The 20,663-nt window shown below is 58.4% G+C and carries 24 protein-coding genes and 2 tRNA genes; 22 read left to right on the top strand and 4 right to left on the bottom strand.

Translation table 11 applies throughout. From position 1 onward, the window contains the following. Nucleotides 1–115 precede the first annotated feature (115 nt). The 7 genes from GTP90_RS15255 to GTP90_RS36625 all read left to right on the top strand — a co-directional run bounded on the left by GTP90_RS15255 (nucleotide 116) and on the right by GTP90_RS36625 (nucleotide 2,994). Nucleotides 116–313, top strand: coding sequence for a hypothetical protein (locus GTP90_RS15255; protein ID WP_161084347.1), 198 nt, complete (start codon nucleotides 116–118; stop codon nucleotides 311–313). A 90-nt stretch (nucleotides 314–403) separates the two neighbouring features. After that, the gene (gene serS / locus GTP90_RS15250) at nucleotides 404–1,693 is read left to right on the top strand and encodes a serine--tRNA ligase (RefSeq protein ID WP_161084346.1); all 1,290 of its coding nucleotides are present in this window, start codon (nucleotides 404–406) and stop codon (nucleotides 1,691–1,693) included. Between the two features lie 66 nt (nucleotides 1,694–1,759). Beyond that, a tRNA-Ser gene (locus GTP90_RS15245) sits at nucleotides 1,760–1,849 on the top strand. 31 nt (nucleotides 1,850–1,880) lie between these two features. After that, nucleotides 1,881–1,970 (top strand) — tRNA-Ser (locus tag GTP90_RS15240). 78 nt (nucleotides 1,971–2,048) lie between these two features. Further along, entirely contained in the window at nucleotides 2,049–2,273 is a 225-nt protein-coding gene (locus GTP90_RS15235) for a non-reducing end alpha-L-arabinofuranosidase family hydrolase (RefSeq protein WP_161084345.1), read from the top strand. 66 nt (nucleotides 2,274–2,339) lie between these two features. Beyond that, on the top strand, nucleotides 2,340–2,606 hold the full coding sequence (locus tag GTP90_RS15230) for a PAAR domain-containing protein (protein WP_117009760.1): 267 nt from the start codon (nucleotides 2,340–2,342) through the stop codon (nucleotides 2,604–2,606). Continuing rightward, the gene (locus GTP90_RS36625; RefSeq protein ID WP_217431979.1) at nucleotides 2,599–2,994 is read left to right on the top strand and encodes a hypothetical protein; all 396 of its coding nucleotides are present in this window, start codon (nucleotides 2,599–2,601) and stop codon (nucleotides 2,992–2,994) included. Before GTP90_RS15230 ends, GTP90_RS36625 begins: the two co-directional genes overlap by 8 nt. Here the strand turns inward: GTP90_RS36625 and GTP90_RS15220 are convergent. Beyond that, nucleotides 2,991–3,536: a UPF0149 family protein gene (locus tag GTP90_RS15220; protein WP_254451877.1), complete on the bottom strand. Its 546-nt coding sequence runs from the start codon at nucleotides 3,534–3,536 to the stop codon at nucleotides 2,991–2,993. The two genes, GTP90_RS36625 and GTP90_RS15220, sit on opposite strands and share 4 nt — an antisense overlap. A gap of 82 nt (nucleotides 3,537–3,618) precedes the next feature. Between GTP90_RS15220 and GTP90_RS15215 the strand changes: the two genes are divergently transcribed. Continuing rightward, complete coding sequence (locus GTP90_RS15215; protein WP_161084343.1) at nucleotides 3,619–4,134, top strand: hypothetical protein; 516 nt, start codon at nucleotides 3,619–3,621, stop codon at nucleotides 4,132–4,134. Between the two features lie 25 nt (nucleotides 4,135–4,159). Here GTP90_RS15215 and GTP90_RS36425 read toward each other — a convergent pair whose 3' ends face one another. Beyond that, on the bottom strand, nucleotides 4,160–4,309 hold the full coding sequence (locus tag GTP90_RS36425) for a hypothetical protein (RefSeq protein ID WP_175048099.1): 150 nt from the start codon (nucleotides 4,307–4,309) through the stop codon (nucleotides 4,160–4,162). Nucleotides 4,310–4,426: 117 nt separating this feature from the next. Between GTP90_RS36425 and GTP90_RS15210 the strand changes: the two genes are divergently transcribed. The 7 genes from GTP90_RS15210 (at nucleotide 4,427) to GTP90_RS15190 (ending at nucleotide 11,179) form a co-directional block, all read left to right on the top strand. Then, nucleotides 4,427–5,155, top strand: coding sequence for an SIMPL domain-containing protein (locus GTP90_RS15210; RefSeq protein ID WP_161084342.1), 729 nt, complete (start codon nucleotides 4,427–4,429; stop codon nucleotides 5,153–5,155). A 2-nt stretch (nucleotides 5,156–5,157) separates the two neighbouring features. Beyond that, a complete protein-coding gene (locus GTP90_RS15205) occupies nucleotides 5,158–6,126 on the top strand; it encodes a phosphotransferase family protein (protein WP_161084341.1) in 969 nt (322 codons plus the stop codon). 9 nt (nucleotides 6,127–6,135) lie between these two features. Further along, the gene (locus GTP90_RS15200; protein ID WP_161084340.1) at nucleotides 6,136–6,633 is read left to right on the top strand and encodes a hypothetical protein; all 498 of its coding nucleotides are present in this window, start codon (nucleotides 6,136–6,138) and stop codon (nucleotides 6,631–6,633) included. Nucleotides 6,634–6,748: 115 nt separating this feature from the next. Then, entirely contained in the window at nucleotides 6,749–6,892 is a 144-nt protein-coding gene (locus GTP90_RS36420; RefSeq protein WP_175041629.1) for a hypothetical protein, read from the top strand. Nucleotides 6,893–7,033: 141 nt separating this feature from the next. Continuing rightward, nucleotides 7,034–7,171: a hypothetical protein gene (locus GTP90_RS36415; RefSeq protein WP_175001208.1), complete on the top strand. Its 138-nt coding sequence runs from the start codon at nucleotides 7,034–7,036 to the stop codon at nucleotides 7,169–7,171. 129 nt (nucleotides 7,172–7,300) lie between these two features. After that, the gene (locus GTP90_RS15195; RefSeq protein WP_161084375.1) at nucleotides 7,301–7,666 is read left to right on the top strand and encodes a hypothetical protein; all 366 of its coding nucleotides are present in this window, start codon (nucleotides 7,301–7,303) and stop codon (nucleotides 7,664–7,666) included. Between the two features lie 78 nt (nucleotides 7,667–7,744). Further along, nucleotides 7,745–11,179, top strand: a complete 3,435-nt coding sequence (locus GTP90_RS15190; RefSeq protein WP_161084339.1) for a response regulator — start codon at nucleotides 7,745–7,747, stop codon at nucleotides 11,177–11,179. 52 nt (nucleotides 11,180–11,231) lie between these two features. Here the strand turns inward: GTP90_RS15190 and GTP90_RS15185 are convergent, their stop codons facing one another. Both GTP90_RS15185 and GTP90_RS15180 read right to left on the bottom strand, forming a co-directional pair. Then, entirely contained in the window at nucleotides 11,232–12,623 is a 1,392-nt protein-coding gene (locus tag GTP90_RS15185) for a M16 family metallopeptidase (RefSeq protein WP_161084338.1), read from the bottom strand. 4 nt (nucleotides 12,624–12,627) lie between these two features. After that, a complete protein-coding gene (locus GTP90_RS15180) occupies nucleotides 12,628–13,941 on the bottom strand; it encodes a M16 family metallopeptidase (protein ID WP_161084337.1) in 1,314 nt (437 codons plus the stop codon). A gap of 128 nt (nucleotides 13,942–14,069) precedes the next feature. Between GTP90_RS15180 and GTP90_RS15175 the strand changes: the two genes are divergently transcribed. The 7 genes from GTP90_RS15175 to GTP90_RS15145 all read left to right on the top strand — a co-directional run bounded on the left by GTP90_RS15175 (nucleotide 14,070) and on the right by GTP90_RS15145 (nucleotide 20,641). Continuing rightward, nucleotides 14,070–14,549, top strand: coding sequence for an acyl-CoA thioesterase (locus GTP90_RS15175; protein ID WP_161084336.1), 480 nt, complete (start codon nucleotides 14,070–14,072; stop codon nucleotides 14,547–14,549). A 9-nt stretch (nucleotides 14,550–14,558) separates the two neighbouring features. Further along, nucleotides 14,559–14,837 carry a KTSC domain-containing protein gene (locus tag GTP90_RS15170; RefSeq protein WP_161084335.1) on the top strand — a complete coding sequence of 93 codons (279 nt, stop codon included), beginning with the start codon at nucleotides 14,559–14,561 and terminating at the stop codon, nucleotides 14,835–14,837. A 26-nt stretch (nucleotides 14,838–14,863) separates the two neighbouring features. Further along, on the top strand, nucleotides 14,864–15,370 hold the full coding sequence (locus GTP90_RS15165; protein WP_254451876.1) for an SET domain-containing protein: 507 nt from the start codon (nucleotides 14,864–14,866) through the stop codon (nucleotides 15,368–15,370). A 1,016-nt stretch (nucleotides 15,371–16,386) separates the two neighbouring features. Further along, nucleotides 16,387–16,887 carry a hypothetical protein gene (locus GTP90_RS15160; RefSeq protein WP_161084333.1) on the top strand — a complete coding sequence of 167 codons (501 nt, stop codon included), beginning with the start codon at nucleotides 16,387–16,389 and terminating at the stop codon, nucleotides 16,885–16,887. Between the two features lie 12 nt (nucleotides 16,888–16,899). Then, a complete protein-coding gene (locus GTP90_RS15155; protein ID WP_161084332.1) occupies nucleotides 16,900–18,084 on the top strand; it encodes a hypothetical protein in 1,185 nt (394 codons plus the stop codon). 50 nt (nucleotides 18,085–18,134) lie between these two features. After that, nucleotides 18,135–19,787 carry a protein adenylyltransferase SelO family protein gene (locus GTP90_RS15150; RefSeq protein WP_161084331.1) on the top strand — a complete coding sequence of 551 codons (1,653 nt, stop codon included), beginning with the start codon at nucleotides 18,135–18,137 and terminating at the stop codon, nucleotides 19,785–19,787. Continuing rightward, the gene (locus tag GTP90_RS15145; protein WP_161084330.1) at nucleotides 19,787–20,641 is read left to right on the top strand and encodes a toxin-activating lysine-acyltransferase; all 855 of its coding nucleotides are present in this window, start codon (nucleotides 19,787–19,789) and stop codon (nucleotides 20,639–20,641) included. Before GTP90_RS15150 ends, GTP90_RS15145 begins: the two co-directional genes overlap by 1 nt. The last annotated feature ends 22 nt before the right edge of the window (nucleotides 20,642–20,663 follow it).

The following is a 20,663-nucleotide window of genomic DNA, read 5'->3' as shown; positions in this document are numbered from 1 at the left end:
CTGTTTTTTGCACTTCAGGCGCCGTTTCCGGCGCTTCGTCGCATCCCGATGGTGGCGCATACGGCCTTTAGGTACAGTACAACCATACCGAACCAACTACCTGAAGGAGCACATCATGAACATCGCTAAAAACATGGAAATCATCTTCGTCGCCGCCACCGTGCTGGCCGCCGCCACGAGCTTCGCCACCGCCGCCGACAGCGCCGTTGCACCGGCCGCCCCGGCCGCCAAAGTGGCTGTTTCCAGCGCCAAGATGCAAGTGGTCACCGTGACCGCCAAGCGCCTGACCGCCGCCGAAAAAGCCGCACTGTAATCCCCACAGCCGGCGGGCTGTTCAAAACTCGCAGGGAAGTGGCATCCTCTTGGTACAATTGACGTTTTCGATACAACGGCACTTGTTCCCATGATTGATATCCAACTTCTCCGTAAAGACATCGCCAACGTCGCCGCGCGCCTGGCGACCCGCAAGTTCCAGCTCGACGTGGACGGGTTCAACGCCCTCGAAGCCGAACGCAAAGCGATTCAGACGCGCACCGAAGAGCTGCAGGGCAAGCGCAACTCGCAGTCCAAGCTGATCGGCATGATGAAGGGCAAGGGCGAGGACACCACCGCCCTGATGGCGGAAGTGGCCGGCCTGGGCGACGAGCTCAAGGCAAACGAAACGGCGCTGGCCGCGGTGCAGGCCAAGCTGAGCGATTTCGTGCAGGCCATCCCCAACCTGCCGCACGAATCGGTCCCGGTCGGCGCGGATGAAAGCGGCAACGTCGAAGTGCGCAAGGTCGGCACGCCGCGCAGCTTTGAATTCGAAGTCAAGGATCACGTCGATGTCGGCTCCCCGCTGGGCCTGGATTTCGACGTGGCGACCAAGCTGACCGGCTCGCGCTTCTCGGTCATGAAAGGCGGCATCGCCCGTCTGCACCGCGCGCTGGCGCAGTTCATGCTGAACACCCACACCGACGAGCACGGCTACACCGAGTGCTACACCCCGTACATGGTCAACGCCGACTCCCTGCGCGGCACCGGCCAGCTGCCCAAGTTCGAAGCCGACCTGTTCTCGGTGAAGAAGGGCGGCGTGGAAGGCGAGGGCGAGAACTTCTACCTGATCCCTACCTCGGAAGTCACGCTGACCAACATCGTGCGCGACGAGATCGTGGCGGCCGACACGCTGCCGCTGAAGATGACCGCGCACACCCCATGCTTCCGCTCGGAAGCGGGCAGCTACGGCCGCGACACGCGCGGCATGATCCGCCAGCACCAGTTCGACAAAGTAGAGATGGTGCAAGTGGTGCATCCGGATACCTCGTACGCGGTGCTGGACGAGATGGTCGGCCATGCGGAAACCATCCTGCAGCGCCTGGGCCTGCCGTACCGCGTGATGTCGCTGTGCACCGGCGACATGGGCTTCGGCGCCACCAAGACCTACGACCTGGAAGTATGGCTACCGGCGCAGAACACCTACCGTGAAATCTCGTCGCTGTCGAACTGCGAAGCCTTCCAGGCGCGCCGCATGCAGGCGCGTTTCCGCAACGCCCAGGGCAAGCCGGAGCTGCTGCACACGCTCAACGGATCGGGCCTGGCGGTGGGCCGCACGCTGGTCGCCGTGCTGGAAAACTACCAGCAGGCGGATGGCTCGGTGGAGATTCCTGCGGTGCTGCGTCCTTACATGGGTGGATTAACGCACCTGAAGGCGTAAATACTCCTTCCCTTTTCCCAGCGGCCTGCTATAATCTTGCCTTCTCGCAGCAGCAGGTGGGAAAACGGAGAGGTGGCAGAGTGGTCGAATGTACTTGACTCGAAATCAAGCGTAGGGGCGACCCTACCGTGGGTTCGAATCCCACCCTCTCCGCCACAAAACGCTGCTGTAGGAAAATGTACCACCAGGAGAGGTGGCAGAGTGGTCGAATGTACTTGACTCGAAATCAAGCGTAGGGGCGACCCTACCGTGGGTTCGAATCCCACCCTCTCCGCCATAATTAAATAGGAAAGCTCCCGCAAGGGAGCTTTTTTATTTGTGCGGTTGAAAATATCGTCTCGAGAAAAAGGAAGACGTGTTCGAGGTCAGCGATACCTACAAGATAGCCAACACGAATACCTACATTACGCTGGTGGAGGCGATTTCGCCGAAAGGACGTTGCTTCCGGATTTGGAAGAGCAATGACCTGGACGGAAAGTGGGAGCCATTCTCTTCCGCGCCTGTGAACATCAAAATTCCGTACCGCTTGGGGGTAATCACGGCGAAGGGTGAAAATCCGGTGAGCGCGCTTTGCCGCTAACGCTGCCGTGCGACGTGGTGAAAATGGCAATGCTATGATCGCCGCATTGAATTAACGCGAGGCGATATGGGCGGGAAAGCGATCATCAGACTAGGCGACAAAACGTCGCACCACGGCACCGTGCTGGAAGGCCATCAGGACGTGATCGTGATGGGCAAGCCGGTGGCCGGTGTGGGCCACAAGGTCAGTTGCCCCAAATGCCGGGGCACGCACACCATCGTGGAAGGCGCGGTCACGCACACCATCATGGGCATCAGTACCGCTGTAGAGGGGATGAAGACTTCCTGCGGCGCCGTCCTCATCGCCTCTCAGCAGACCGACACCATTGGCTGAGCGGAGGGGAGCGCAGCGCCGCCTGTTCGCGGTAACGGAGGCCGACGCGCCACGCGTATTGGGCCTGCTGGCCACACATGCGAACGATATAAACAGTTTTACACGTTACAGCGAGCGCCGGGAATTTGGCGGCCATGTCATCGAACTGGCGACCGATTCCGTGGCTGTGCTTCAGGCGCTGGACGCCATGCGCTTGCGGCCACCCGCGCCCTGGCTGGCCTTTCCCGACATCGACGCCGGCGGCACCGGCAGCCTGCAGGGCAGCCTGGACTACTGGTGGAACTGGCTCTGGATGCCGTACTGGAATAGCGCCACGCCGGACGAGCGCGAACGCTGGCTCGCGCTGGCCTCGGACGACTGGAGCGAGTTCATCGAACTGCACGTTTAGGCCGCATCGCCGCAGCACTTCTTGTACTTCTTGCCGCTGCCGCAAGGGCAGGGATCGTTGCGGCCGACTTTCGGGCCTTTCGGCGGATGCCAGTAGGCGTTGATCTGGATGACCGATGGCGTCACCGCGTCGGCCCAGGCGTCGCCTTCGCGCTGGAACGGCGCCAGCCATTCCGGATGGGCCGCCCGCAGCGGCGCCCACGCCGCCGCGTCGGCCTGCATGCCGGCCACGAATCCCTCGCACCATTGTTCCGGCCCCCAGTTGCCGCCGCATTCGTAGATGGGCTCGAAGCTGGACGGGTCCTTGCTCATCCACGTGCGCATGTAGTGGTAGTGGCGCAGCAGCAGCGGCTCGGCGGCCGGATTTTTCAGGGCCGCGGGCAGCCAGCTTTCCGGCGCGGCCGAGCCCGGGCCGATGACCACGGCGGTCAGGAAGCCTTCCAGCCAGGACACGTCTTGCAGCGCGTCCAGCGCATCGTATTCGTCGTCGTTCAGTGGGGTGTGCTGCATGGGGTAGGCCTCGTTGACTGTGTGAGCCGACATTCTACGCACCAATCATGTGGCCATGTTTGCGAGTTTGGCAATATGATGCGTGCCATACAATACCAACATTCAAGGAGCAACCATGAACCCGATAAAAACCCTGGCAGCCGCCAGTTTGCTGATGAGTGCCGTGTGGGCCCAGGCATCGGCCCCCGCCGCCGCGCCGGACGCCGCCCAAATCAAGGCCGCGCACGACCTGCTGGTGTCGATGCAGGCCGAGAAGATGGTGCGCACCACCGCCGGCATGAGCAAGTATCCCAGCCCGGCCCAGCGCGAGCTGATGATGGCCAAGCTCGACAAGCTGCCCAACGAAACCGTCTACAGCCGCCTGGCGCTGCCGGTGGCGCGCCTGATCAGCACGGAGACGGCGGTCGAGATGACCCAGTACTACCAGTCCAGCTACGGCCAGAAGGTGCTGACCCAGACCTACAACGGCCCGCCGCGCCTGTATCCCGCCGATCCGACCCCGACCGCCAAGGAAAAGGCCGAGCTGAAGAAGCCCGCCTTCGTCAAGGCCAACCAGGAGTTCAAGGCCGCCGAGCAGGCCATCCACCACGAAGCCTTCCTGCTGATCGGCGAGATCAACAAGGGCAAGTAAGCTGGCAAGTAAGCTGGCAAGTAAGCTACTTGGCCTTCGGCGGCACCGGCTTGAGTTTGGGCGTCTCGACAATCAGCACATGCTTGTCGACGGCGCCCGATTTTTCCTGCATGACCACCTGCACGGCGACCGGCCGGTTGTCATGCACCGACCTTGGACGTTTTGGAACCAGCATCTTTTCCCCCGGGTGATTGTTGTTGAAGTCGCAAATGGGCATGCCGGCACTTTTTGCAAGTTGTTAAATAGTAAAAAGTATTGGATACTCCAGCTTTCACTCCTGAAGGAAGCTCGAATGCTGAAGAAACTCGCCGTTGCGGTAGCCCTGTTGCCGCTGGCCGTGCAGGCCTCCAATCTGCCGGACTACCCCTTCATCCACGTCGGCGGCGAAGGCTTCCTGCGGGTCATGCCCGACATGGGCGAGATCGACTTCGACATCAGCGCCTTCGACGCCGACACCAACGCCGCCGTGGCCGTGGTGCAGGCGCGCGTGGCGGAAGTGCAGGCCTTGCTGGCCGAGCAGGGCGGTGACCCCGGCCAGGATACCGAAGCGGAGGTGTCCTTCCGCGACATGCGCAAGGAAATGCGCAAGTCCGCCAACCCCGATCCGAACGCCTCGCCCGAATATGAGATCCGCAGCGCCGTGCACATTGTCGTGCGCGACCTGACCAAGTGGACCGCCATCATGCAGGGTCTGCTGAGCAAGCCAAATATCGACCACATGAGTACCGGCTTCGGCAAGAAAGACCGCCTGCAGACCGAGCAGGAACTGACCGCCGTCGCGATCAAGGATGCGCAGCGCCGCGCCGAGGGGATGGCGGCCGGCTTCGGCAAGAAGGTGGGCGCCGTCACGGCCATCTCGTCGGGCCAGTTGCGCAACCTGACCAACGCGGTCGGCCTGCTGCCGGTGGATTTCTATAACAATCGTCGCGGCACCAGCGCCAAGTCGGCGGACAAGGACTTCCTGTCGATCCAGTCGCTGCAATGGTCGCAGACCGTGGACGTGATCTTCCGCATCAAGTGAGCGTGAGCCTGATCGGCTGCCTGCCCCAGGGGCTGGATAATCCAGCGTGCAACGAGTTCATTCGAAGCGCGCCATTGCCGGCATGGATGCCGGTGTTGAGCCATCTTCAACACCAGTTCGGCTTGCCAACTGGCGCGTGGGAGAAAATCCCGCAAGGCGCCAACGCCTTGTTCGGACTGGGTGACGAGGTGATCGTCAAACTGGTGCCGCCCAATTGGCGCCGGCAGGGCGACAAGGAAATCCTGGCAGCCCCGCTACTGGAGGGCAAGCTGTCGCTGCAAACGCCACGCCTGATCGGCAGCGGGGAAATCGACAACTGGGTGTTCGTCATCACGAGCCGCCTGAAAGGTGTCCTGCTGGCCGATGTGTGGCCCTCGCTGGACATCGGGCAGAAACGCTCGATCATGGTCCAGACCGGCCAAGTCCTGCGCGAACTGCGCGCGGTGACGTTTGACGAGAACATCGCGATCAAAGTGGATTGGCCGTCCTATCTCCAGGAACTGATCGCCGTATGCCTGGCGCGGCACCGACGCAGGAACATGCCCGCCGGCTTGCTCGGCCAGGTCCTGCCATACCTCGAAGCGGCGGGGGATTTTGCGGAAGCGGGCGAGCCGCGCTTCATCCACATGGACGTCCACCCGTGGAACCTGATGGCGAAGCGGGAGGCGGGCCGCTGGAAGCTTGACGGCCTGCTCGATTTCGGCGACGCGATCGTGGGGTGCAGCGACAGGTTCGAGCTGCTGACGCCGATGATATTCATGGCGCAAGGCAGCCCGTTGCTGCTCGATGCGCTGCTCGAGTCCCATGGCGGAACCGGCGGCGTCGTCTTGCAGCGCCAGCTGACGGCCTGCATGCTGATCAGGCCGGATTCCGACGTCATGTTCTGCCTGCGGCAAGTCCCGGCCAGCGGCCCGCGCGGCACCTGGGACCAGGTCGCCGCGCAGATGTTTCCCTTCGATTCAACCAGATAAGGAGTACGCGTGAACATGATCAAATTTGTCGCCGTCGCCCTGTTTGGCGGCTGTTCCATCGCATCGGCGCAGGATGGCCTGTTTGCCGGCCATGTGCAGCGGGTCATCCTGCAGCCATCCGGCACCGAGGATTGCCCGCGGCCTTGCCCTGTCGAGGGGACGCTCCAGGCCGATGGCCTGCGCACCGTTTGCATCTCCAACTCGGGCGGCTGCCAGACCATGGATGTCAAGGTGGATCAAGTCTACCTCGGCGAAGCCGGGGACGGGACCCGGCGGGTCCAGTCCCGCATCGGCGAATGGGGGCCGGATTTCCCGGTGACGGAAGAACAGATCATCGTCAGCGTGGAGGCGGGTTCCGTTTCCTGGTCGTTCGCGACGGTAAAGGATGGCCGGACCTTCATCGACCCCAAGCGCCTGCGCAGCATAGCCGGCGTCCCGACCGCGGCAAAGAACAGCGAAGACCTGGTGGCGCTGGACGAAGTGCTGGTCAAGGTCAAGTCGAAGTAGCGCAGCATGCCAGTGTGCGTTGCCGCACGCTGGCGTGCAATCGGGCGCTTGTTTATCCGCCGCCAGCCCCTAACCTGCTTCTTGAATGGATCGACTATTTCAAGGAGGACCGCCCATGAACATCCGCGCCCACACCACGCCCGAGCCCGACATGCCGCCGCCCCAGCCGGAAAAAGATCCGCCACCGGACAATATGCCGCTGCCGGACCACGCCCCCATCGAAGAGCCGCAACCCAAGCAGCCACCGGTCAAAACCTGAGCTCCCAGCCCCGTGAGAAAGTGTGATAGTTGTTGCTCAATGGATACATATTTTAAACTTTGTGTTGGCCGTCACACTGGGGTAATCAAAGTGTTTCTATAATTTAGTCATGTCATCGATTTTCCTCTCACGGAGAGCATCATGGGCAATTCCTTACACAACAAAATCTACCTCGGCCGTCGTAGCGTCGCCTTCAGTGCGAAGCGTGTCCAAGCCTTGATTTGTGTAGCGGCATTTGCCACCATCGGCCTGATCTGGCTGGCGATCCGAGCGTTTTGAGCCACACTTTATTTTCGTTTTGATACGCCCGTGCCGCCGCCGCAGGCGCCGGAAGGGCGTATACCTTGCCGCCGCCCCGCCGGGCGCGTACCATGAGGGCCGCAGCAGTCTCTTATGGATAAAATGGCAATGAAGAACGAGAAATTAACGCAAGACGAATACAACGCACTCGATGAGGTCAAGCGCGGCACCCAGGGTGAGCGTGTCAGCGCCTGCGTTGGCCGCAACACCAAGCGTCTGGCCGGCATCAAGCTGTTCAGCATCGCCCGGAACGGCCGCATCTCGCTTACCGACAAGGGCGAGGAAGTGTTGTTCCTGCGCCGCTGCGTGCTGGGCATGCGCGCCATCGAGGCCGATCCGGCCAGCCCGCTGGACGCCGACGTCGCCCTGTTCCTCGGCAAGAAGTCCCACATCGTGCCGCGCGCCGAAGGCGGCTTCGAACTCAGCGACAAGGGCCGGGAATCGTTGGCCGATATCGCCAATCAAGGCTTGTAAGAAAAAAACGCTCCTCCGGGGCGTTTTTTTTGCGGTAATGTAGAGGCATAACAAAACAAGAAGAGACCGCCGGCCGCCATGAAACCGGATACCTTGCAGAAGTTCCGTAAACTGTTCGGCGTGCTGGCCGCGGCGGTGGCCGCGGTGCTGCTGCTGGTGTCGCTGTTCGTGGCCCATGTGCTGCAGGCCAGCCAGGCGCGCTACTACGCCAACGCGGCCGAGACCGCGCACAACCTGGCCGTCTCGCTGGAAAACTTCCTGCACTCGCATTTCGAAGAAGTCGACCTGGCCATGCGCCGCGCCGGCGTGGAGTTCCGCGACATGCAGACGGCGGGCCGCTTCGACCCGGACAAGTTCAGCGCCTACCTGCGCACGCTGCGCGAACGCATCCCGAACGCCCAGGCCGTGCGCGGCTCGGACGCGGCCGGCCGCGTGATCTACGGCGAACAGATCGACCTCGCCCATCCACAGGACCTGAGCGTGCGCGAATTCTTCCCGCGCGCCAGGGTCGAGCACGAGCTGATCATCGGCCTGCCGGTCAAGTCGCGCATCAGCGGCGAGTGGGTGCTGCCGCTGGTCTATCCGCTGGCCATGCCGGACGGCAGCTTCGGCGGCACCGCCTACACGCTGATGAACAGCTCGCGGCTGACCGAGCTGTTCTCATCGCTCAATATCGGCCCCCACGGCGCCATCGTGCTGCTGGACGACCGCCGCCGCGTGCTGCACCGCTATCCCTTCGTCGACGCCATGGCCTTCGGCGACACCATCAAGGTCTCGCCGCAAACCCAGGCCATCCTCGATGGCCGGCAGGACGGCGACACCTACAACATCATCAGCGACCGCGACAAGCTGGAGCGCACGATGAGCCTGCAGCGGGTCGGCCGCTATCCGTTGTACGTGGCGGTCGCGCTGGCCAGCGAGGATTTCCTGGCGCCGTGGCGCAAGGAGGTGCGCAACGCGCTGATCTTCATCGGCGTGCTGGTGGCGTTCGCGGCGGCGCTGCTGGCGGGCGTGTGGTACGCCATGCGCAAGCAATCGCAGGCGGTGCACCAGCTGCTGGAGGCCGACCACGCGCTGCAGGCCTCGCTGGCGCGGCTGACCGCCTCCGAATCGCGCTGGCGCTCGCTGACCGAGGGCTTGCCGCAGATGGTGTGGACCGTCACGCCGGCGCTGCGGCTCGATTTCATCAGCCACCACTGGGAGCGCTTCAGCGGCGTGCCGTCGGCGCGGCTGATCGAGGCGGGCGACTGGGCGCCGGTGCTGCATCCGGACGACCGCCCGGCGCTGCTGGCCGAGTGGCAGCGCGCCGCCGCCACCGGCGACGCCTTCCGCTGCGATTGCCGGCTGCGCCGCCTGGACGGCGCCTGGCGCATCTTCGACAACCACGCGCTGCCGCAGAAGGACGGCAACGGCCGCATCCTGGGCTGGGTGGGCAGCAGCACCGATTCCACCGAGGCGCGCGCGGCCCACGAGGCGCTGCGCCAGGCCAAGGAGGAGGCCGACCAGGCCGGCCGCGCCAAGTCCGAGTTCGTCGCCAACATGAGCCACGAGATCCGCTCGCCGATGAACGCCGTGCTGGGCATGCTGCAACTGCTGCAGCAGACCGAGATGAGCGAGCGCCAGCAGGACTACGCGGCCAAGGCCCATGCCGCCGCCAGCGCCTTGCTGGGCCTGCTCAACGACATCCTGGACTTTTCCAAGGTGGAGGCCGGCAAGCTGGCGCTCGATCCCCATCCGTTCCGGCTCGACAAATTGTGGCGCGACCTGGCCGTGATCCTGTCGGCCAACGTCGGCAGCAAGAATATCGAAGTGCTGTTCCGCATCGATCCGCACCTGCCGGCGCTGGTGGTGGGCGACGCGCTGCGCCTGCAGCAGATCCTGCTCAACCTGGCGGGCAACGCCATCAAGTTCACCGAGCAGGGCGAAGTGGTGCTGTCGGTCCGGCTGCTGGCGCGCGCCGACAACACGCTGACGATAGGCTTCGCCATCCGCGACAGCGGCATCGGCATCTCGGACGAGCAGCGCCTGCGCATCTTCGACGGTTTCTCGCAGGCCGAGGCCTCGACCGCGCGCCGCTACGGCGGCACCGGCCTGGGCCTGGCGATCAGCCAGCGCCTGGTGCGCCTGATGGGCGGCGAGCTGGGCGTGAGCAGCACGCTGGGGCAGGGCAGCGTGTTCGAATTCGCCGTCGCCTGCGGCGTGGCGCCGATGCCGGCCGAGGCCGAGACTTCCGGCATCGCGGCGGCCGCGCCGGAGCGCGGGCTGCTCAAGGGACTGTCCTGCCTGGTGGTGGACGACAACCCGACGGCGCGCATGGTGCTGAGCGAAATGGCGCAGTCGTTCGGCTGGCAGGTGGACGTGGCCGTTGGCGGGCGCGAGGCGCTGGCCGCCGTCGCCGGGCACATGGCCGCGCAGCGCGCCTACGACGTGGTGCTGATCGACTGGCGCATGCCGGTCTTCGACGGCTGGGAAACCAGCTGCGAGATCCGCAAGCTGGCGCCGCACGGCAAGCTGCCGCTGATCGTCATGGTGACCGCGCACGACCGCGAGCTGCTGGCGCAGCGTCACATGGAAATGGAGCCGGTGCTCGACGGCTTCGTGGTCAAACCGGTGACGGCGTCGATGCTGTTCGACGCGGTGGCCGACGCCCGCATGGAAAAGCGGGCGCCGCTGGCGGCGGTGGCGCTGCCGTCGCTGCGGCGCCTGGCCGGCTTGCGCCTGCTGCTGGTTGACGACAATCCGGCCAACCAGCAGGTGGCCAGCGAGTTGCTGGGCAACGAGGGCGCGCAGGTCGAGGTGGCCAGTTCCGGGCCGATGGCGATAGCCGCCGCGTCGCGCCCCGGCCCGCCGCCGGACCTGATCCTGATGGACATCCAGATGCCGGAGATGGACGGCTACGAGGCGACGCGCGCGATCCAGCGCCTGCTGGGCGCGCAGGCCCCGCCCATCGTCGCGATGACGGCCAACGCCATGCCGGCCGACCGCATCGCCGCGCTGGACGCGGGCATGGTCGACCACATCGGCAAGCCTTTCGACCTGGTCCAGTTGATCGCGGTGATCCTGCGGCATGCGCGGCGCGCCGGCGTGCCGCTGGAGATGGTGGTGGCGCCGGTCGTGGTGGCCGAGGCGGCCGGCATGGCGCCGCTGGCGGAGGCCGGCATCAACAGCGCGGCCGCGCTCAAGCGCATGGGCGGGCTGCTTTCGGTGTATCTGGTGGCGCTGCGCAGTTTTGCGGTGGAGGCGAATAGCTTGGCGGCCCGATTGCAGGTGGCGGTTGACGGGCAGGATGGCGGCGCGGCCTTGCCGCTGCTGCATACGCTCAAGGGATTGGCCGGCACCGTGGGCGCCGACCGCCTGGCCGGCCTGGCGCACCGCGCCGAGCAGGCGCTGAAGGCCGACCCCGGCGCGACAGGCTGCGCGCAGCTGGCGCCGGTGATCGACGCCATCCCCGGCGTGGTGGACGAGATCGCCCACCTGGCGCGCCAGCTGGACCCGGCCGGCGCGGTTTCATAACCCACGTCGCTCCTCCCACTGGGGGGAATGACGGCGGCGCGCGTCCCCGGACTTAGCGCGGCTGGAAACCGTCCGCGCTGATCTGCAGCTCGGTCACTTCGCCGTAGGTCTTGGCGATGTCGCGGATGGCGTCGGCTTTCCCCACCAGCACCGTTTGCAGCTTGGTGCGCGGGAAGTGCTTGTCCACCAGCGCCTTGGCGCGCTCCGGCGTCAGGCTGTCGACATCCTTCATGAAGTTGTCGATCTGCTCGCGGCCGACCTTGGACGCGTACATATCGCCCAACAAGCCGGCCAGCTGCTCGCCGGTCTCGTAGCGCGGCGGGAACTGGCCCTTGACGTAAGCCTTGGCCGATTCCAGCGTCGCCTGGTCGATGCCCTTGTCCCACAAGCGTTGGTAGGTCTTGTGCGCCAGCGCCAGTGCCGCCTCGGTCTTGGGCAGCGCGGTGAAGCTGGAGATGGCAAAGGTGCCGGTCTGCGCCAGCGTGGCGAACTCGCTGCGGGCGCCGTAGGTCAGGCCCGAGTTTACGCGCAGCTCGTCGTTCAGCCACGAGGTGAAACGGCCGCCGACGATGGTGTTGAGCACCTGCATGGGCACATAGTCCGGATCGTTGCGGGCGATACCCACGCCGCCGATCAGGAAGGTGGTCTCGATCGCATCCGGCTTGTTGACCAGCCACACGCGCGCCTTGTCGGCCTGCACCTTGCCGTTGTCCTGCTGCGGCAGCGCCGGGCCGCTGGCCTTCCACGCGCCGAACAGCGACTCGATCTGCTTGCGCATCTCGGCCGTCTGGAAGTCGCCCACCACGATGATGGCCGCGTTGTCCGGACGGTAGTAGTGCTGGTAGTAGCCCTGCACGTCGCTCTGCTTGAGCGCGCTGACGCTGCTGACCGTGCCGCCGGGCGGATTGGCATACGGCGCCTCGCCGAACAGCATGGCGCGGTAGTAGTTGTTGACCACGTTGCGCGGCGCCTCCTTGGCCTGCTTCAGGCCGTTGACCTTGCGGTCGCGCAGCTTGGCCAGCTCGGCCTCGTCGAAGCTTGGTTGCTGGACGATCTCGGCAAACAGCGGCAGCAGCGTGGCGCTGTCGGCGCGGGCGAAGTTGGCCTGCACCGTGCTGGCCTCGGTGCCGGCGCCGCCGGCCAGGCGGGCGCCGCGGAAGTCGAAGGCCTGGTCGATGGCGGTCTTGTTGTGGGCTTTGCTGCCCAGCAGCAGGGCGTCGCCGGTCAGGTTGGACAGGCCCGGCTGTTTCTCATCGTTGACGGCGCCGGCCTTGACCACGGCGCGCACCGAGATCAGCGGCACTTCATGGCGCTCCATCAGGTAGACGGTCAGGCCGTTGGGCAGGGTGACGGTGTCGAACGCCGGCAGGCGGAAATCGGCGGCGCCGGCCAGTGGCGCGGCGGCCAGCACGGCGGCGGCCATTGCGGTTGCTTTGATGGTCATTGGATCAATCCTCCTTCGCAGCCAGCACGCCGACGGTGCGCTGCGATTTCTTCAGGTATTTGGCGGCGACGGCCTGGATATCGGCCGGCGTCAGTTTTTCGTAAGCGGCCGGGGCGTCGAACATTTTCTTGTAGTCGCCGAAGAACACCTCGTAGTTGCCCAGCTGCTGGGCGCGGCCGTTGATGGTTTCCTGTTCGCGGTACAGGTTCAGCAGCTTCTGGTTCTTCACCTTTTGCAGCTCGTCGGCGGTCACGCCGTTCTTGACCAGGTTGTCGACCTCGGCCAGCAGCGCCTTTTCCAGCTGGGCCGGCGGCGTCTTGGCGGTGGCCACGGCCGACAGGTACAGCAGGCCGGGATCGAAGCCGTCCATGCTGCTGGCGCTGACCTGCGTGGCCAGCTGCTGCTCGACCAGCGCCTTGTACAGGCGCGAGGTCTTGCCTTCGCCCAGTATGCTCTGCAGCACTTCCAGCGCGTAGTAGTCCGGGCTGTTGGCGGCCGGGACCTTGTAGGCGATCGCCAGGTTGGCCGAGGTGGCCGATTCCTTGGCGACGAACACGCGGCGTTCGCCTTTCTGTTCAGGCTCCACGGTGCGCACGGCCGGCGGCAGCGCGCGCTTCGGAATGCCGCCGAAGTATTTGGTGGCCAGCTTCTTCACCTCGTCGGCCTTGACGTCGCCGACGATCACCGACACGGCGTTGTTGGGCGCGTAGTAGGTGTTGAAGTAGCGCTGCAGGTCGTCCTGGGTCCAGGCCTTGATGTCGGACTCATGGCCGATCACCGGCCACGAATACGGATGGGCCTGGAAAGCGACGCCGTTGACTTCCTCGTGCAGCGCGCGGATGTTGGAGTTCTCCAGCCCGGTGCTGCGCTCGGATAGCACCACGCCGCGCTCGCTGGCGACCATCTTCGGATCGATCGTCAGGTGGGCGATGCGGTCGCTCTCGAGCGTGAAGATGGTTTCCAGCGACGCCGCCGGGAACCAGTCCTGGTACACGGTCAGGTCGTTGCTGGTGTAGGCGTTGTTGGACCCGCCCTTGGCTTCCATGGTGCGGTCGAACATTTTCGGGCCGAAGTGCTTGGAGCCATTGAACATCATGTGTTCGAAGAAGTGCGACAGGCCGGTGATGCCGGGCGCCTCATTGCGCGAGCCGACCTTCCAGAACGTGTACATATTGGCGTTGGGGATGGTGTGCGATTCGAGCACAATGAACTTCATGCCGTTGGCCAGCGTGAAGGTGTGGACCTCGTCCGCCGTGACGGCGTGGGCGGTGGCGGCCATGCCGAGCATGAGACTGGCGGCCAGGACTTTCCATTTCATGGTTGCTCCTTTTTTCGTGAAGCGCAAAGCATACGATTAAACGTTACAGTTCACTAGTTGTTTTTGATAACTATTTGCGAATGACAAGCTTAGCGGATAGCATGGAGAAAACAACTATGGAGTATGCAATGGAAAAACCGATGAGCTGGACCGCCCACGAACTGAGCATGACCGTCCTGATGACGCCGGACATGGCCAATTTCTCCGGCAACGTGCACGGGGGCACCATCCTCAAGTATCTCGACAGCGTGGCCTACGCCTGCGCCAGCCGCTACTCGGGCAGCTACGTGGTGACGCTGTCGGTGGACCAGGTGATGTTCCTGCAGCCCATCCACGTGGGCGAGCTGGTGACCTTCCTGGCGTCGATCAACTACACCGGCCGCACGTCGATGGAGGTGGGCATCCGCGTGGTGACGGAAAACATTCAGCAACGTCTGGTGCGCCACGCGAATAGCTGCTACTTTACGATGGTGGCGGTGGACGAACACCGCAAGCCGGTCGAGGTGCCGACGCTGGTGCCGGAAACCGAAGAGCAGAAACAGCGCTGGGACCAGGCCCTGCTGCGCAAGCAGGCGCGGCAGATGGTCCACGGAGCGCGCAAGGCCTGAGGAGGCTGTATGGAAATGAAACGCATCAACGCCGGCAAGCTGCGCGCCATCGGATACGATGCGCGCGACCGCATGCTGCGCGTGGAGTTTGACGATGGTGTCGCCATCGACTACTCGGGCGTGGGCAACGAGGTGTGGCGCAAGCTGTCGACCTCGGCTGCCGCATGGAGCTACTATCGCGACAATATCGAAGACGAATTCACCGGACGGCGCGGCGTGGTGCGCAAGCCCACCAGCCGCGCCGAGCTGGAAGACCTGTTCAAGCCGCCCGGCGGCGATGCCAACTGAGCCGACCTATGTTGACTGAAAATGTAATGGAAAGTCCGGCGGTGCTGTCCGACCAGCCGGCGTATGTTGTCAAGACCTCGCCGGTGCACGGGCGGGGCGTATTCGCCAACCGCGACATCGCGGTCAGCGAATGCGTGATCGAATACACGGGCCGCGAGATCACCTGGCCCGAAGCACTGGAGCGCGCGGCCGCGCAGGACATGCCGCACAACCACACCTTCTTCTTTAGCCTGGCGAACGGCAACGTCATCGACGGCGGCGACCAGGGCAACGAGGCGCGCTTCATCAACCACTCGTGCGAGCCCAACTGCCAGGCCATCGAGGACGAGGGCCGCATCTACATCTACGCGCTGCACGACATCAAGTGCGGCGAGGAGTTGAGCTACTCCTACCCGCTGATCTACGAAGGCCGCCACACGCCCGCGATCAAACGCTCCTTCGCCTGCCGCTGCGGCGCGCCAGGCTGCACCGGCACCATGCTGGCACCCAAGAAGCGGCGGCGGAAGCCGCAGGCTGCCGACACGCCAGCCTGACAGGAGCCGGTAAAGCCGCTGCTGATCGCTGCACATTCAAGGAAGTAACCAAGACGGCGACATCGCTAACCTGTGCAGCATTTACCTGTGCAGCATATCTATTGCTGCGGCTAAGGTGGGGCTGATCGCGCCCGGTCCGGCGGTGATCGCGGTGGCGGCGGCGGACGCGATCATGATCGCCCGTCGCTAGATTGTAATCCGCCGACACTGGCGATCTCGGTGGTGGTGGTCTTGCGGTGGAAGGTCAAGAAATTGCAGGAGCGGCGGTCGTCGCAACAGTCGCCCGCAGCGGATTTAGTAATTTGTCCGCCGCTGTACCATTAATCGGATGAAACTGAGTCTAGACCTATGGCCTTGTTGCGGCCGGAAGCATAACTTCGCTGCGAAGTCCTCAACCCGCCCCAAACCCCTCGAATTAGCAAGTCGAATGGAACCCGTCTTTCAGAGGGACACCATAACTTTGCTGGCTAGATTTCGGAACCATATTTTGAGCGGCTCTCGCGCGACCGCGCAGCCGCGTCTGGCGGACCGGGCTCCGGTGTCCCATTGCCTTTAGTCCTGTTCCACCCAAATTGACAACTTCATGCGGTCGGCCTGGCATTGAAGGGCGATCAGCTTCTTACCCTTTGGGCAGTCGTCAGTGTTGTTCATGACTTATGCAAATGGAGCTTCAAGCCTCCAGGCGGACGATTACTAATTTGTTGTTGGCAGCACAGAGCTGCGGTATGCACGCCCCTTGTTTGCTCAGTTTGATACGAAATTTAGTGATCGAAATAGAGGCTGAACTGTTAAGGAAGGGGGAACGTAACAGCAATAATACAAATAGAGGGCGAGTTGTTACATTCGGATAGATTACTTTTTAAAAAAAATGCTAAAGTATCAAAGTTTATTTTATGAAATAATTCACATACTAGAATATTATGTTAATAGACAGGAAAATGATACTTATCGACCGATACAAGTTATTAATTCAAATCAATTTTAATTAAATCTGGCCTTATGTATGCGGAGAAAAAATGAACATAATCTTACTAAGCTCAAAAAAAATAATGATTTTTTTTATTCTTTTTGGGGGGGTATATTGTAATTTAATTAGCTGTAAAGCAAATGAAGAAAGTCCATATAAAAAAAACGCGAATAATTCTTCAGATGCAAATTATGAACGCGATGCAGCATTATTTAAATCGCAAGTAATAGCATTGTTCGACAAATCTGAGATTGAATCGCCGAATATTCATTACGATTATACAGAATGGTGCAATAAATCTATTTTCTTGAACAAACCTCTTAGCTATGCACAAAGCGTGCTACAAGCTAGTGGACAAAAAGGTCCATTTTTAAATACGAAAGTATACGACTACTATCCCAAGGATTCTGTATTTAACGGCGGGTTCATAATACACAAATCGCTTATATCTTCAGTAACTTTTGGAATAACATTTCTGATAGACGCAAAAGATCCAGAAAAAAAAGTAATCAAAATTACGTCATGTGGCGTAACTACCGTAACACTCTAATAGGAGTATTTAATGGGTACAATTAGTGCAGTATATTCTCAAGTAGGTCCAAGCATTGCTGGATTGCCCGTAGCTTATCATATTACTTTGGTTTATCGAAGTGACAATGGAACCACTTCCTTTGTCTCAGCAGGGCCAACAATTTCAGACAAGAGTTTACATCTCGGCCCAGGGGCGGAAGCAGCAGCAATCGCAAATTCCGGGATCAATGTATTAGATAACAGCCCTTCTGTTTGGGGAACTCTTAAAGTTCAGGGAAGTGGAACATTTAATGCAAAGGATCCATTTAATGGCGTCACCAACGTTGCACAAACTGACCCGAACACCGGGCTACCAAATCCGAACGCTGGAGCCACCTACAATTGGGAAGTTATATCTAATAATGTTTCCGATGCGCAGTTTGCCGGAATCGTCCAAACGTATAATGATATCGCATCATTACATATGACGTACTCGCCAACTCTACAAAATTCTAATAGCGTGGCATGTACCGCATTAAAAATTGCGGGTCTCCCAATGCCAAGTGACCCCGGATCATATCTCGCATGGGGATGCGGAAATAACAATATGCCCACCAAAAAAAGCAACATTGAGCAATATCTTAATAATATGCGGCAACGTGCAAGCTCACCAGGCCAAGATTTTTCCGTGACACAGACAGAAAGATCTGATGGCACGACTATCCAAATAGTGGACTGGAACAATCCATTCTTATTAGATTCATTGATTACCAAAAAAAATGGAGTAGTCACGGCGATCCAATTAAAAAATAACGAAATCAGTGATCTTAGTGTGTTTACCAGTGCTGACGTATCAGCTAATTATACAAACGTCATGTTGGCCGATAATGGCCTGGACGTCAATTTACTGGGCGATGCCAATACTATCGAGGGAGGTATACATTACGACTTGAGCGTAACCGGAAATGATAACTTGGCGAGGGTTGATGACAGTAACGTACAATTTTATGGATCAAATAATGATTTATATGGAGATTCGAATTCGAGCTATGGGGCGGCATATAGCGGAAATGATGAATTTGGCCGAATGGCTTCTGCTTCACAGAGCCCATCAAATTCTATTTCCGCCGACAAATTAATTGAAACCATGTCCGCTTATCCGATGGCATCGGCTGCCGGAAGCATAAGAGAGCGTCCGGCTGAACCTGAGTGGGCAACAATCACGAGCAAAGCATAACCCATCGCATGAAGTCTTTAATCGGTTTATAGAATTTCATATAAATTAATATGAACTTACCTGCCACATCTTACGTTCCGTTCTCTTGTGCGAAACTCAAGAATTTTAAAATATTATGGCAAAACAGAGCTGTTGGAACCGATGTTCCCCTTGAGAATTATGCATTTTGTGTTCCCGCTCTTTGTGATCAAGAAAGCGACTACGATAAATTTTCTATTACTGCATTTGCCGAGCGCTATGGAGGTAAGGGAGTAGGAACAAACGGTGGTGGCGTGAGATGTGGCAATATTGGTGACTGGCAAATTAAAGGCGTTGGGTGTAATCCATTGGTAGGGATGGGGACGGACTATTGGCATGCACACGGCGGGGCGACCATAGACGAGGCCATTAAAGAGGTAATTTGGAGCGAGATATGTAGTTTTACACTTCCGTATGGTGCTATACGAACTGCCGGGATTATCTTAACTGGAACAAAGACATGGAAAAAGGAGCGCGATAAAAAAACTATCGCTGACAGAGCTTTAATTATTAGGGAAAAAAGCATACGGCCGGCGCATTTTATGCGTTCCGTAAACTATAACCCTAATGATTTGATATGGTCAAGTTGTGTAAGTGATAATGATAGAACTAAAAATTCAATCAATAGTTTAACTCGGAATTTTCCCATGCCGTCAGACGTTGCAGATCCGGCGAAAAACCTCTACGCAAGTATTTATAAGCTTCTAAAGCGAGCTGCATTTCAAATGGCAGCCGCGAGGGCCAAAAGGATTCCGCACGGCTCCATAAATTGTTCAAATATTTGCTTAGATGGGAGATATATTGATTTCGGAACAATGACTGCTATAAGCGACTTTGGGCGAGTTATTATTTCTGGCGGAAACCCCGATTTATGGAATGAGGAGATCGCTGTCAGACAGACATTGGAAAATATTTACTTTTCAGTGTTGAAATACGAAAGCGATATTAATAAAGTTTTGCCCAATGTAGATTATTTTTGGGCGGAGTTCCAAAGAATATTTTCCGATAGACTGTGTATCGAATTTTTAAAGTTGACGGGCATCCCAGAATTTTATTTTGAAAAAATTCCCTTAGAAGCGAAAATTTCGCTGTGGAAGGTCATGATTAAGATAATTTCGCATGGAAATCGTGAGCCCTTTAGGCTGACAGAAAACTCGCCCGTAAAGTTCGGAAGCTATCATTTAAATACGATTTTGCAAATTGCGTCGCTATCAAGGAACAAGGCCGAACTTACAGTAGATTTAAAAAATCATATTTCAGAAACGCTAGTAAACGAGTTTTCTGACAGTTATTGGAATTTTCGCAATGAATGCAATCTAGAACTTTCTGAAGCAAAATTTTCTAATAAGGTAATTGCTATTCGTTCAATTTTTTTAAATGGGGAAAATGATTTCTTATCGAAGTACAAAATTGATGGCGAGATAGAGAAAATGATAGAAGACGGTATAAGGTCAGAAGACATTGGCATTTATATCGAGAAAACGATAAAGAAATCTGAGAATTTGTTTCAGAGTTCGGACACTCTGACTTCCTATGTGAATACGGCAACGTTTGGAAGAATATGTTTTGGACCGAATGGGGTATCTGATGAAAAAAGACAAGAAATTGATTACTGCGGAGCTATCGATATGCTTCCGGAAGAGATATTCAGTAAAAACTTTTTAAATAGGCTAAAGGCCGAATAATGCAAAGTTATTTAAACGTTTTTTTTGACGAAAATTGTTATCAGAAGGATTTTCCGTGCCAGTTGGGTGCCGCCGCATATGTTTACGCCTTGAACAAGAAACGTAGATCTATATCCATATCGTCTTTTTTTAAGTCAATTAGTCTGGCAATAAATCAAAGACGAATATTGTTTTGCTATTTCAACGGTGAGATTGACTGTCTTCATATTTGGGCCTATCTGAACTGCGATGCAGAAGATAAAGTGCTGATCTCACATTTCGCTAGTTTTGACATCTCTGATTGGTCTAGTGGGCATAATTTATGGCTGGTTGATTCCGTATCCGTTTCTGGTGAGAATATCATGAGGAACCGGCCTGTTTTGCGGCATGTAATTAGAAGAAAAGTTCTCATTAAACGGCTAAAAGGTCGAAATGCTCTCGTCGTGGCGGCTAGTAAAAAAAACGAGGCCGCTGCATACATTCGAAAATACGTGGGTGACGAATTAAGACTGCAGGATAATTCTAATTTTCTAAAGATCGGAAATATATGCATATTACTAGCGCAATGCGAAAGATACCGATTTTTAAAAATGGAGTATATTGAAAAAAAGATATTTTCTTTCATTTTCGACAATAGGAATATCATTTTTTACAACGAAGACGGAATGGTCGTCGGATGCGTTTTTTGGAGCGAAAAGAATTTTTTAGGCGAATTTGTTGAGATGGAAATTGAAGAAATAATAGCGCCATTTGGTAATTTAATATATATGTGGAAGCATCTGAGGGAATTTGTAGGCGATAAATATAAAAAAATAACCTATGTAAGATATAAGAAAAATAATGTGGATTACCGCTTTGAAAGAATTTTGAAATGAAATTAGGTTTGATGATGCAAAC

This window comes from Duganella vulcania (assembly GCF_009857655.1).
Lineage (GTDB): Bacteria > Pseudomonadota > Gammaproteobacteria > Burkholderiales > Burkholderiaceae_D > Rugamonas > Rugamonas vulcania.
Note: the sequence above shows the minus strand (reverse complement) of the source record. Positions and strands in the feature narration are given on the sequence as shown.